A 12,221-nucleotide genomic window follows, 5' to 3' on the forward strand; every position below is an offset into this window, starting at 1 on the left:
AGCCCTTTTGTCATGCCGGCCGCCGAGCGCGCGCTGGCCACCAGCGGCGTGCGCCGCGAGGAAGTGCAAGCCACGGGTCCGGGCGGACGGATGCTGAAAGAAGACGTGCAGCGCGCCGTGGAGGCGCCGCGCAAGGAGGTGACCGTCGCGCCACGCCGCGAGGAGCCGGTGCGCGAGCCGATCGCCGTGGCACGCGCCGCGCCGGGAGATCGCACCGAGAAGGTGGTGCCGATGTCGATGATCCGCCGCCGGATCGCCGAGCGGCTGGTCGAGGCGCAGCAGAACGCCGCGCTATTGACCACCTTCAACGAAATCGACATGACCCACATCATGGCGCTGCGAGGCCAGCACAAAGAAGGATTTCAAAAGCGCTACGGTGTGAAGTTGGGGTACACGTCGTTCTTCGTCAAGGCGGCGGTCGACTCGCTGGCCGCGTTTCCGGCGATCAACGCCGAGATTCGCGGCGACGACATCATCTACCACAACTACTACGACATCGGCATCGCCGTTGGCGGCGGCAAAGGGCTGGTGGTGCCGGTGCTCCGCGACGCCGACCGCATGGGGTTTGCGCAGATCGAATTGGCCGTTGCCGATCTGGCGCGCCGCGCGCAAGAGAACAAGCTGGAGTTGCACGAGTTGCAGGGAGGCACGTTCACCATCTCCAATGGCGGCGTGTACGGCTCGCTGCTCTCCACGCCGATTGTTAATCCGCCGCAGAGCGGCATCCTGGGCCTGCACGCGATTCAAGATCGCCCGATGGCGGTCGAAGGGCAGGTGGTCATCCGGCCGATGATGTACATCGCCTTGACCTACGACCACCGCATCGTGGATGGTCGCGAGGCGGTCACCTTCTTGAGGCGGGTCAAGGAAGTGATCGAAGACCCGACGCGGCTGCTGTTGGAGGTTTAGTCGGTGGCCGAAACAAGCTTTGATCTGGTGGTGATCGGCGGCGGGCCGGGCGGATACGTCGCCGCCATTCGCGCAGCGCAATTAGGGCTGACCGTCTGTTGCGTCGAGCAAGAGCCAGCGCTTGGCGGCACATGCCTCCGCGTGGGCTGCATCCCCAGCAAGGCAATGCTCGAATCGAGCCACCGCTACGCCGACGCCCGCGAGTCGCTGGCCGCTCATGGCGTGCGCGTCGCCGGCGTCGAGCTCGACTTGGCGGCGATGCTCCAGCGCAAAGACCAGATCGTCTCGGGGCTGACACAAGGCATTGGCTCGTTGTTCCAGAAGAACAAGGTGGCGCGGATCGCCGGGCATGGCAAGATCGCCGGCGCTGGCCGCGTGACGGTCGAGGCCGATGGCGGCGCGACGCAGCTCATGGCCAAGCACATCCTGATCGCCACCGGCAGCAAACCGGCGCGGCTCCCCGGCGTTGAACTCGATGGCGATCGCGTCGGCACGAGCACCGAGGCGCTCGCCTATGCCGAGGTTCCCCAGCGGCTGGCCGTGATTGGCGGCGGCTACATCGGTCTGGAGATGGGCTCGGTCTGGCGACGGCTCGGCTCGCAGGTGGTAGTGCTCGAGTATCTCGACCACATCTTGCCGGGCATGGATCGCCAGCTCGCTGATGAGGCGTTTCGCGCCTTCAAGAAACAAGGGTTTGAGTTCCGGCTGGGCTGCCGCGTGACGGGTGCGCGAGCAACCAAGAATGGCGCGGTGGTCGAGGCCGAAGGGATGCAACCACTCGAAGCCGATCGCGTGCTGTTGGCCGTGGGACGCACGCCGAACACCGATGGCCTGGGGCTCGACGCCGCGGGTGTCCGTGTCGATCAGCGCGGCCGAGTGGTGGTCGACGAGCAGTACCGCACCTCCGTCGACGGCATCTACGCCATTGGCGACGTGATCGGTGGCGCCATGCTCGCGCACAAGGCGGAGGAAGAGGGCATGGCCTGCGTCGAGCGGATTGTCACCGGCTATGGCCATGTGAACTACAACGCCATCCCCGCGGTGGTCTACACCCATCCCGAAATCGCCAGCGTTGGCCGCACGGAAGATGAACTGAAGAAGGAGAACGTCGAGTATCGGCGGGGGCAGTTTTCGTTTCGGGCCAACGGCCGGGCCCGTTCGCTGGGAGACGCCGACGGCTTTGTGAAGATCTTGGCCGACGCCGCGACCGATCGCATCCTGGGGGCGCATATGATTGGCCCGCACGTGGGCGAGTTGATTGCCGAGGCGACCGTCGCGATCGAGTTTGGCGCGTCGAGCGAGGATTTGGCCCGCACATGTCATGCGCATCCCACGCTTTCGGAAGCGGTGAAGGAAGCGGCCATGGCGGTATCGGGCAGGCAAATCCACTCGTGATGACGTATCGGCCAATTGTCACAGCACTGGAAATGCTGCCTGCATGATCCTCGACACGCTGGCCAACTCCGCTCGCTGTGAAGCCGCTCATCCGTGGCTGGCGCCGGCTTTTGCCTGGCTGCGGCAACACGCCACGAGCGCGCTGGCCACCGGCCGGCACGAGATCGACGGCGACCGCTTGTTTGCCTTGGTCGCGCGCTATGCGACCCGCGACTACGAAAGCGCCGAGCCCGAGGCGCATCGCAAATACGTCGACGTGCAATACCTTGTCAGCGGGCAAGAGACGGTGTACTGGACGCCGCTGGCCGAGACGGCCGCGGTGAGCGCGGCTTACGACGAAACGCGCGATTTGATGTTCTTTGTGCGCAATGCGCGGACCCGGGCGTTTGAGCTACGGACCGGGGATTTCGTGGTGTTTTTCCCGGAGGACGCCCACGAACCCAACTGCCATCTCGGCCCCCCTAGCGACGTGCATAAGGCAGTGGTTAAGGTGCGGCTACCCTAATCGCGCCGGTTGTAGGAGGGGCTCTTCCGGCCAGTTGCCTACAGGCGAAAAAACTCCTACTATTTCGCAGCCGCCCCGCCCTTTGATCTCGGTTGTCGCCACAGCCGCGCGACGATCGCTCTGGTTCTCCCGCACATGAAGCACTCCGACCAGCTTGGCGCCGTGTTTCGTCAGGCCGTGCAGCTTTGCCGCGCGGTGAAGGCCAGCGCGCTGGTGCTGATGGCGGAGCAACGCTTCAACTGGCAACAACTGCGCGGCCTGGCCGATGGGACGCCACTGGTGGTTGCCGCTGACACCGAGGAGATTTTGCGCGATGTCGGCACGCTGTTGCCGGCCATCGCGATCGGCATGGCCGACGCTCCGGTGTACGACCGCATTGGCCAGGCGCTCATCAAAGCAGTGGCGCACGAAATGTTGGTGCCCGGCGCGGCGGTGGTGGTGATCTACTGCGGGCTGGAGCCGGACGAGGTCGATTCGATCAGCGTTGTCGACCTGGGAGACCACCTGGGTCGGTTGAGCGTTCGCGATCTGCGGCGTCTGGAAACGAGTGTGCCGCTCGACACGCTGCAAACTGTCGTCGCGCTCGGTCTGGAGATCGGACGCGAAGGTCGCGAAGGCAAGCCGGTCGGCGCGCTGTTTGTGGTCGGCGACACCCGCAAAGTGCTGGCCAGCAGCCATCCCACGGGTTTCGATCCGGTGAAGGGCTACAATCGCAAGGAGCGCAACCTCAAGATTCAAAAGGTGCGCGAAGGGATCAAGGAGATTGCCCAGATGGATGGGGCGATCATCGTGGCGCCTGACGGCACGGTGGAGGCGGCGGCGCGGTACATCGACGCGTCGGCCAGCGACATCAACTTGACCAAGGGGCTTGGCTCGCGGCATTGGACGGGCGCCGCGATCACCCGCAACACCAAGGCCATTGCGGTGGTGGTGAGCGAATCGAGCGGCACAGTGCGCATCTTTCATGGCGGCGAACTGGTCATGCGCATCGAACCGTTCCGCCGGGCGATGGTGTGGCGCGATTTCGATTCTGAGCCTTCCGAAGAACCACGGCCGCGCGCTGACCGGCCAAGCAAGGAAACGCCGTCGTAATTGGCCCGCCGGGGTGGCCAGTTGCGCCGCGACGGCTAGTGGCCGGGGGTTGTGGCGCGCCTGTGGGGGGCTTAGTCTGAATCGTTCGACCCGCCCCCAATCCCGCCAGTAGTAGAGGATCATTCCGCCATGCGCCTGCCCCAAACTGTTTTTTCGTTGTTCTGCATGATGATCGCTTCGAGCGTGATGGCCGCGCCGGTCGAGGTGGGTTTTGGCGAGGCCGACATCACGCCCGATGTGAACGCCAAGCCGGTTTGGATCGCCGGTTATAGCCAGAACCGCCGCGCCGAGGGGGTCCACGATCCGCTGCACGTCCGCTCGGTCGTATTGCGCGACGGCAAGGACAAGATCGCCATGGCCTGCCTCGATGTGGTGGGACTCGACTACGCCTGGGTGCAGGCGATCCGCGAAAAGCTGAAGGACTTCAAGTATGTGATGGTCTCGGCCGCGCACAACCACGAAGGGCCAGACACGATGGGCATATGGGGCCCCGGTCCCACCAAGAGCGGCATCGATCCAGAGTATATGGATCGCATCGCCGAACTGACGGTGCAGGTGATCCGGCAAGCCGACGAAAGCGCCGTGCCCGTGGTGGCCAACTACGGCACCGCCTCGGACGAGGAGCTGTTGCGCGACAGTCGCGAGCCGTACATCTTTGATCCGGTGCTGCGGGCGCTGCGCTTCAATCGCGCGGACAACGGCAAGCTGGTGGGCATCGTGCTGCAGTGGAACTGCCATCCCGAGGCGATGGGGGGAGACAACAAGCAAATCACCGCGGACTTCATCGGGGTGACTGTCGACGAGCTCAAGAAGAAGTACGGCTGCCCGGTGACGTATTTCACTGGACCGGTCGGGGGGCTCATGGCGCCGCCGCGCGACAAGTTCAAGGATAAAAAAGGCGAACTGTTGCGCGAGGGAGATTTTGCCTTCAATCAGGCGTATGGCGAAATGGTGGCGGCGCTGGCAGCGCAAGCAGTCGATGCGGCCAAGCCGATTTCGCTCAACGGATTTGTAGTCTCGGCCAAGCCGGTGGCAATACCGCTGGAAAACAAGCTGTATCAGATGGCCAAGATGATTGGCATTCTCAAGCGCGCCGGCTATGCCTGGCAGGGAGACGCCGAGAAGATCGGCGACGAAATCACCGCCAAGAACGTGAAAGAAACCAAGTCCGCCGCCGTGCTGACCGAGGTGGGCTACGTGCGGCTGGGCGATTTGCACGTCGCGTGCATCCCCGGCGAGATCTATCCCGAGCATGTCTACGGCAAGGTACAAGATCCGGTCGATCCGGGCGCCGACTACCCCGACGCGCCTGCTGAAAAGTCGATCTTGGAAAGTCTGCCGGGCGACAAGGTGCTGATCGTCGGCTTGGCCAATGACGAGATCGGCTACATCCTGCCACTGCGGCAGTGGGACGAGAAACCGCCGTTCTGCTACGGACGAAACGGCGACCAGTACGGCGAAGAAAACAGTGTGGGCCCGCAGGCCGGGCCGATCATCTACGGCGCGCTCGATCGACGGGTGCAAGAAGCGAAGTAAATTGATCGCGCGCAGCCGACTGAGCCAAGCGCCCAGGACCGCGGCCGCGAGCGTATTCATCTAGAAAGGGAGTGCGGATGAAGTCGCAATGGTTGGCAGCGTTTTGCTTGGTTTTAGTGGCCGCCACGCGCGGCGCTGCGCAAGAGACGATCGATCCGCGCCGGCCCGCCGCCATCCGGACCACTGGCGTGCCCGTCGTGCCGGCGGAATTGTTCGAGCGGTTGCGGCAATATCAAAACGTGCGCAGCGCGGGCTTTCAGGGGTGGTCGCCCGACGGCAATGGCATGTTGATCGCCACGCGGTTCGGCAACAGCGCTCAGTTGCACCGGGTGTACGAACCGGGCGGTCGCCGCGAACAGGTGACCTTTTTCGACGAGCCGGTGAGTGGCCGTTTCATCCCCAAGTCGCCGAGCGGTGAACTGCTCTTGTCGATGAGCGCCGGCGGCGACGAGAACTATCAGATCTATTATCTCAATCGCCAGTCGGGACGCGCGACCATGCTCACCGACGGCAAGTCGCGTAACGAACTGGGGCCGGTGCGCCACGACGGCGACCGCATGATCGTGCATAGCAATCGCCGCAATGGCCGCGACACCGATATTTACCTGGCGAGCACGCGCGAGCCGGACGAACACGAACTGTTGATGGAGACCAGTGGCGAGTACTGGGTGGCCACTGACTTTTCTCCCGAGGGTGACCGGCTGGCGATGATCCACTACGTGTCGATCAACGAGTCGTATCCCGCGCTGTACCACATCGCGACCAGAAAACTCGAAAAGTTAAAAATCCCTGGTGAAGGCAAGGTGTCGTTTGGCGCCTTGGCATTCACCCCCGACGGCAAATCGGTCTACACGACCAGCGACGCCCGCAGCGAGTATCAGGAGTTGGCGCGCGTCGATCTGGCGACTGGCCAATACACCTGGTTGACTAGCGACACGCGCTGGGACGTGAGCGATGTGGAGGTGGATGATCGCAATGGACTGGTCGCCTACGCGTTCAACGAAAATGGCGCAAGCAAGCTGTTCTTACTGGAGGGAGACAAATCGCGACCGATCGAGTTGCCGCTGGGGGTGATCGCCAATCTGGAGTTTTCAGCAGACGGTGAGAGACTCGGATTTACGCTCGCGCGGCCCGACGCGCCGGCCGACGCGTACTCGGTGGACGTGAAAAGCAGCAAGCTGACGCGCTGGACCTTTAGCGAGGTGGGGGGCCTCGATCCCGCTGGCTTCGCGACGCCCGAGATGATTCGCTTTCCCAGCTTCGACGGGCGCGAAATTCCGGCATATTTCTACCGGCCCAAACCGCGCGACGGCCGCGACAAGGCGCCGGTGGTGATCAACATTCACGGCGGTCCCGAGGCGCAGTCGCGCCCCATCTTTTCCGGCCCGACGCAATATCTAGTCAATGAACTGGGCTTTGCCGTCATCTATCCCAACGTGCGCGGCTCGGCCGGTTACGGCAAAACCTACCTGCAACTCGACAACGCCGAACATCGCGAAGACAGCGTCAAAGACATTGGCGCCTTGCTCGATTGGATTCAGCGGCAGCCGGAACTCGATTCGACGCGCGTGGCGGTCACCGGCGGCTCGTACGGCGGTTACATGGTGTTGTCGTCGCTTGTGAATTTTGGCGAGCGCATCAAAGCCGGGGTCGACATTGTGGGCATCGCCAACTTCATCACCTTCCTGGAGCGGACCAGCCCCTACCGGCAAGACTTGCGGCGCGCCGAATATGGCGACGAGCGCAAGCCAGAAATGCGGGCGTATTTTGAAAAGATCAATCCCACCAACCGCGTCAGCGAGATACGATCGGCGCTGTTGGTGGCGCACGGCATCAATGATCCGCGGGTTCCGTTCTTCGAGGCGGAGCAAATCGCGGAGAAAGTCCGCGCCGCGGGCCGCGACGTGTGGACGCTCTACGCCGACAACGAAGGTCACGGCTTCGGCAAGAAAGACAACCGCGACTATCTGACGGCGGTCGAAGTGCTGTTCTTGGAAGCTCACCTGGGGACACCGTAGCACCGGCGCCATGGCGATCGACCTGGAAGAAACCGAGCGCGATTGGCCCGCTGGCGAAGCGGAGTTTCTTCATGGGCCCTGGCCTTGGTGGCTAGCCGTCGCGGTCCTGGCTGGCGCGATCGCGCTGGTGTTTGGTCGCAGTCTTGGCTTTGCGCTGTTGAGTTGGGACGACGAGATCAACATCACGCGTAATCCGCTGCTCACGCCGCCAAGCGCGGCGAGCGTGATCTATTTTTGGTTGCGCCCCTATGTGGGGCTGTACGCTCCAGTGACCTACACCGTGTTGGCGATCGAGGCGACCATCGCCTGGCGGCCGGAGGCCGACGGCGGACAATTTGCCGCCTGGGTGTTTCACCTGGGCAATCTCTTGTTTCACACTGGCGCCGCCTGCGCCGTGTACCTGATTCTCCGCCGACTGACGCGGCACGACCTGGCCGCGCTGGCCGGGGCGCTGGTGTTTGCCTGGCACCCTTTGCAAACCGAAAGCGTCTGCTGGGCTACCGAGACCAAGGGGTTGCTCGCCGGCCTGTTTTCGTTTTTGGCGCTCTGGCAGTACTGGCTTTCAACCGATGACGGCGCCGAACATCCGCGACTGCACTATGCCGTGGCGCTGGCGGCGTTTGTGTTGGCGCTGTTGTCCAAGCCATCGGCCGTGGTCGTGCCGGCGGTGGCGTTGACGATCGACGCGCTGTGGATCGGGCGCGATTGGCGACAATCGGCCCGCGCGCTGGCGCCTTGGTTCGCGCTGTCGTTGGTGTTGATGGTGGCCACCAAGTGGCTGCAGCCCGACGAATCTCTGTCGGTGGTCGCGCCGCTCTGGCAGCGTCCGCTGGTGGCGATCGACGCGCTGGGATTTTACCTTTGGAAACTCGTGTTCCCGTGGCGCCTGGCGCCCGACTACGGCCGGACGCCAGGCGTGGCCCTGGCGGGCGTGTGGCCCTATTTATCGATATTGCTGGTGGCGGCGCTGGGCGCGGCGGCGGCATTTGCTCCGGCGCGTCGCCGCTGGCTGGCGCTGAGCGCGGTGTTCGTTGTGTCGCTCGCCCCGGTGCTGGGCATCGTGCCGTTTTCTTATCAACAGTTTTCGACGGTCGCCGACCGTTACGCCTATCTGGCGATGTTCGCCCCGGCGCTTTTGACGGCGTGGATGCTGTCGCGATTTCCGCGGCCCGCCGTGGCTGGCGCACTGGCCGCGCTGATCGCGGCTTACGGCGGAATCAGTTTTGTCGCCGCTGGCCACTGGCGCAACGACCTGGCGCTGTACACGCAGGCCAACGCCGTGACCGAACGGAGCCTGATGGCCCATAATGGGCTGGGCAATCTCCTGGAGCAGCAAGGCAAGCTGGCCGAGGCGGAGGCCCATTTTCGTCGCGCGGCGGAACTGCATCCCAACAGCTACTCCGCTCATTACAATCTGGGCCGAGTGCTCGGCAAGCGCAATCGGCCCGCCGAGGGTATCGCGACGATCCAAAAGTCGCTGGCGCTGCGTCCCGATTACGAGAAAGCCCACTTTGAGCTGGCGCGATTGGCGGTGCGCGCTGATCAGTTGCCACTGGCGCGCGACCATTTGCTGCAGGCCGTGCGACTCGATCCCGAGCGGGTCGACGCCTGGTTCAACCTGGCGCAGGTCCACGAGCGACTTGGCGAGCGCGAGGCGGCAATCCGCTGCTACCAGGAGACGCTCAAGCGCGATCCCAGTCACAACGTGAGCCGCTTGCGGCTCGACACGCTGCGCTCGCAGGCGCTGCCACGGCCATGAAAACGACGGCGCCAAGCGAGGTGAGAAAGCTGCGGCGGCGCGTCGGCTTTCGAGTCGTCAGCCTGCTGTTGGGACTGGCGGCGGGGCTGGTCGTGGCCGAGTTGGCGGTGCGGCTTTTGGATGTTCGGCCAGTGGCGCTGCGCGGCAAGCTGACGCTCTACAACCAGGACGACGCCAGTGTCGACTATCACTGCTACCCGTCGAATCCGCATGGCGAGCTGACGCCGCCGCCCGATCTGACCCGCGGTCGCTGGAAGTTGATCAACTACGCGAAACAGGAGTTTCCGCTCACCGCGCTCAGCGACGCGCCGTGGGTGGTCGAGTATCGTCGTTCGCGGCACAAAATGCGCAATCGCGACTTGCCGCCGCAACCGCCCGCCGGCGTCACGCGCATCGCGCTGGTGGGCGACTCGTTTGTGTATGGCGAGGGGGCGCCCGAGCCGCTGACTCTGCCGAGGCAAATGGCGGCGCTATTGGGAGAGCAGTTCGAGCTGGTCAACGGCGGCTGGCCTGGCGCGAACACGGCTACGGAATTGGCCAACGCCAGATATCTGGTCGACGAACTCGGTTGCCGGCGCATCATCTTGGTGTTCACCGCCAACGACGTGGAACTGACGCCAAAGCTTGCCGCGCGGCAGAACTTCATCAACGACCTGATCAACGTGCGCGACCTTCATCTCAGCGCCGCGTCGCAATCGCAAGGTTGGGGGCACTCGCGATTGTTGCAACTTGTGGGCACGCGCTTCTTCCTGAACGCGGTGACGCGCGACACCATCGAGTGGTATCGCGACTGTTATCGGCCGGAACAGAACGGCGCCAATCTGGAAAAGCTGGCCGCGCAATTTCGCGCCCTGGCCGAGATGCCCGAGTGCCGGTCGGCGCTGGTGCTATACCCGCTGCTGGAAGGGCTCGAAGCGGACTATCCCTTGGCGTCAGTGCATGCCACCGTGAGCCAGTTGGCGCGCGCGGCGGAATTGCCGGTGCTCGACTTGGCGCCAGCTTTGGCCGGCCAAACCTCGTGCGATCTGTGGGCACACGACTGCGACCATCACCCCAATGGCAAGGCCCATCGGCTGGCAGCGCGGGCAATTGTCGATTGGCTGCGGACAGACCAGCCGGCGCTGCTGGAAGCTCCCTAGAGGCGCGCGGACGGCGCTACTCGCCGGCGGCGCCGAGTTGGGCAAGCAGTTCGGCCATTTCGGCGGCGGCGTGAGCGTTGCCTTGGCGGCGGGCCTCCTCGATGCCGTCGCGCAAATAGGAGCGGGCGTCGTTCACGCGCTGCAGTTTGAGCAGTTGCTGGGCGGCCATAAAGAACGCCGGCACATAGGGGTCGGCGTCTTGCGTCAGTTCGGCCAGCCGCGCCAGGCTGGCATCGTGCGCCGATTCTTTCTCCAGCTCCAGCGCCAAGCTATAGCGCAAGAACTGGTCGGCCGGATCGTCGGCCAAGAGCGACTCAATCTTTTCGCGGCGCGACGCCATTAGCCAATTCCGTGGGCCGCCTCGTAGGCGGCGATCTTGTCGCCATGCGCGAGCGTCAGGCCGATGTCGTCGAGCCCGCCCAGCAGGCAATGCTTGCGGAACGGGTCGACCTCGAAGCTGTACACCAGGCCGTAGTCGTCGCTGATTGTTTGGCTCGGGAGATCGACGATCAATTTATACACGCGATGCTCGGCCACGCGGCGAAACAACTCGTCGACCTGCTCCTCGCTCTGCACGATCGGCAACAAGCCGTTCTTAAAGCAATTGTTGTAGAAGATGTCGGCGAAGCTGGGGGCGATGATCACGCGAAAACCATAGTCGTCGAGCGCCCAAGGGGCATGCTCACGACTCGAGCCGCAGCCAAAATTGCGCCGCGCCAAGAGGATGCTGGCCCCCTCAAACTCAATGCGGTTCAACTCAAAGTCGGGGTTGGGCGTGCCGTCGTCGCGAAACCGCCAATCGAAGAAAAGGTATTGGCCAAAGCCAGTTCGCTCGATTCGCTTGAGAAACTGCTTCGGGATGATCTGGTCGGTGTCGACGTTCAGTCGATCCATCGCGGCCACCAGACCGCTGTGCTGATTGAATGCTCGCATCGGAGGAGAAGTGGGCTAGTGGTCCGTGAATAGTGGCTAGTAACGTGAGATCGCGACAGTCGGTCGCTGAATTGTCGATCGCGGTTTCTTAGTCCTGGTATTTCCAATCGCGGATATCGACAAAGTGCCCTGTGACCGCCGCCGCCGCGGCCATGGCCGGCGACACGAGATGCGTGCGCCCCCCCTTGCCTTGCCGCCCCTCGAAGTTGCGGTTGCTGGTCGACGCGCAGCGCTGGCCGGGCGTGAGGATGTCGGGATTCATGCCCAGGCACATGCTGCAACCCGCCTCGCGCCACTCGAAACCGGCGTCGGTGAAGACGCGGTCGAGTCCTTCGGACTCGGCCTGCCGCTTGATCAGGCCGCTGCCCGGCACCACCATCGCGTGGACGCGGTCGCTCACGCGATAGCCTTTGACCACGCTGGCGGCCGCGCGCAAATCTTCGATGCGGCTGTTGGTGCAAGATCCGATGAAGACGCGATCGAGTTCGATCGACGCGATTGGCGTGCCCGGCGTCAGGGCCATATAGGCCAGCGCCTGCTCCATCGCCTTGCGATCGTTGTCGCTGGTCGCCTTTTTAGGGTCGGGCACGGCGGCGCCAACCGGCGCCACCTGGCCGGGGTTGGTGCCCCAGGTCACCTGCGGCTGAATATCGCTCGCCGCGAACACCAGCGATCGATCGAATCGCGCACCCGCATCGGTCGGCAACTTGCGCCAGCGGGCCACGGCCGCATCGTAGTCCTGGGGCGCGAACGCGCGGCCCCGCAGATAGGCGAAGGTCGTGTCGTCGGGGGCGATCATGCCTGCCCGCGCGCCCGCCTCGATCGACATGTTGGCCACCGTCATCCGCTCTTCCATCGACAGGGCGCGAATCGCCTCGCCGGCCTTCTCGATCACGTAGCCGGTGCCGCCGTCGGTGACGAGCCGCCCGATCAAG

General features: G+C 64.0%; 11 protein-coding genes. 8 read left to right on the forward strand and 3 right to left on the reverse strand.

All coding sequences use genetic code 11. From position 1 onward, the window contains the following. The 8 genes from odhB to K1X71_19895 form a co-directional block, all read left to right on the forward strand. Positions 1-909 (forward strand): 2-oxoglutarate dehydrogenase complex dihydrolipoyllysine-residue succinyltransferase (odhB, locus tag K1X71_19860; GenBank protein ID MBX7075405.1); only part of this gene is annotated, 909 nt, incomplete at its 5' end. A 3-nt stretch (positions 910-912) separates the two neighbouring features. Further along, positions 913-2,304, forward strand: coding sequence for a dihydrolipoyl dehydrogenase (gene lpdA / locus K1X71_19865; GenBank protein ID MBX7075406.1), 1,392 nt, complete (start codon positions 913-915; stop codon positions 2,302-2,304). A gap of 43 nt (positions 2,305-2,347) precedes the next feature. Further along, positions 2,348-2,809: a YhcH/YjgK/YiaL family protein gene (locus K1X71_19870; protein MBX7075407.1), complete on the forward strand. Its 462-nt coding sequence runs from the start codon at positions 2,348-2,350 to the stop codon at positions 2,807-2,809. A gap of 135 nt (positions 2,810-2,944) precedes the next feature. Next, positions 2,945-3,901 carry a diadenylate cyclase gene (locus K1X71_19875; GenBank protein MBX7075408.1) on the forward strand — a complete coding sequence of 319 codons (957 nt, stop codon included), beginning with the start codon at positions 2,945-2,947 and terminating at the stop codon, positions 3,899-3,901. A gap of 129 nt (positions 3,902-4,030) precedes the next feature. Continuing rightward, positions 4,031-5,437, forward strand: a complete 1,407-nt coding sequence (locus tag K1X71_19880; GenBank protein MBX7075409.1) for a neutral/alkaline non-lysosomal ceramidase N-terminal domain-containing protein — start codon at positions 4,031-4,033, stop codon at positions 5,435-5,437. 77 nt (positions 5,438-5,514) lie between these two features. Beyond that, the gene (locus K1X71_19885) at positions 5,515-7,455 is read left to right on the forward strand and encodes a S9 family peptidase (protein ID MBX7075410.1); all 1,941 of its coding nucleotides are present in this window, start codon (positions 5,515-5,517) and stop codon (positions 7,453-7,455) included. 10 nt (positions 7,456-7,465) lie between these two features. After that, the gene (locus K1X71_19890; GenBank protein MBX7075411.1) at positions 7,466-9,214 is read left to right on the forward strand and encodes a tetratricopeptide repeat protein; all 1,749 of its coding nucleotides are present in this window, start codon (positions 7,466-7,468) and stop codon (positions 9,212-9,214) included. Then, the gene (locus tag K1X71_19895) at positions 9,211-10,353 is read left to right on the forward strand and encodes a hypothetical protein (GenBank protein MBX7075412.1); all 1,143 of its coding nucleotides are present in this window, start codon (positions 9,211-9,213) and stop codon (positions 10,351-10,353) included. The genes K1X71_19890 and K1X71_19895 overlap by 4 nt, the downstream gene beginning before the upstream one ends. Positions 10,354-10,369: 16 nt before the next feature. Here K1X71_19895 and K1X71_19900 read toward each other — a convergent pair whose 3' ends face one another. The 3 genes from K1X71_19900 to K1X71_19910 form a co-directional block, all read right to left on the reverse strand. Continuing rightward, positions 10,370-10,693 (reverse strand): hypothetical protein, encoded by a 324-nt coding sequence (locus K1X71_19900; protein MBX7075413.1) that lies wholly within the window; start codon positions 10,691-10,693, stop codon positions 10,370-10,372. Next, positions 10,693-11,286 (reverse strand): 3-isopropylmalate dehydratase small subunit, encoded by a 594-nt coding sequence (leuD, locus tag K1X71_19905; GenBank protein MBX7075414.1) that lies wholly within the window; start codon positions 11,284-11,286, stop codon positions 10,693-10,695. The genes K1X71_19900 and leuD overlap by 1 nt, the downstream gene beginning before the upstream one ends. Positions 11,287-11,374: 88 nt before the next feature. After that, a partial coding sequence (locus K1X71_19910) for a 3-isopropylmalate dehydratase large subunit (GenBank protein ID MBX7075415.1) occupies positions 11,375-12,221 on the reverse strand: 847 nt, incomplete at its 5' end.

It is taken from the genome of Pirellulales bacterium, from assembly GCA_019694455.1.
In the GTDB taxonomy this organism is placed as follows: domain Bacteria; phylum Planctomycetota; class Planctomycetia; order Pirellulales; family JAEUIK01; genus JAIBBY01.

Bases quoted from the DNA above. Each gene is read 5' to 3' on its own strand.
- K1X71_19875 (MBX7075408.1), top strand. From the start codon at position 2,945: ATGAAGCACTCCGACCAGCTTGGCGCCGTGTTTCGTCAGGCCGTGCAG.
- K1X71_19890 (MBX7075411.1), top strand. From the start codon at position 7,466: ATGGCGATCGACCTGGAAGAAACCGAGCGCGATTGGCCCGCTGGCGAA.
- K1X71_19895 (MBX7075412.1), top strand. From the start codon at position 9,211: ATGAAAACGACGGCGCCAAGCGAGGTGAGAAAGCTGCGGCGGCGCGTC.
- K1X71_19870 (MBX7075407.1), top strand. From the start codon at position 2,348: ATGATCCTCGACACGCTGGCCAACTCCGCTCGCTGTGAAGCCGCTCAT.
- K1X71_19880 (MBX7075409.1), top strand. From the start codon at position 4,031: ATGCGCCTGCCCCAAACTGTTTTTTCGTTGTTCTGCATGATGATCGCT.
- K1X71_19900 (MBX7075413.1), bottom strand. From the start codon at position 10,693: ATGGCGTCGCGCCGCGAAAAGATTGAGTCGCTCTTGGCCGACGATCCG.
- K1X71_19885 (MBX7075410.1), top strand. From the start codon at position 5,515: ATGAAGTCGCAATGGTTGGCAGCGTTTTGCTTGGTTTTAGTGGCCGCC.
- leuD (MBX7075414.1), bottom strand. From the start codon at position 11,286: ATGCGAGCATTCAATCAGCACAGCGGTCTGGTGGCCGCGATGGATCGA.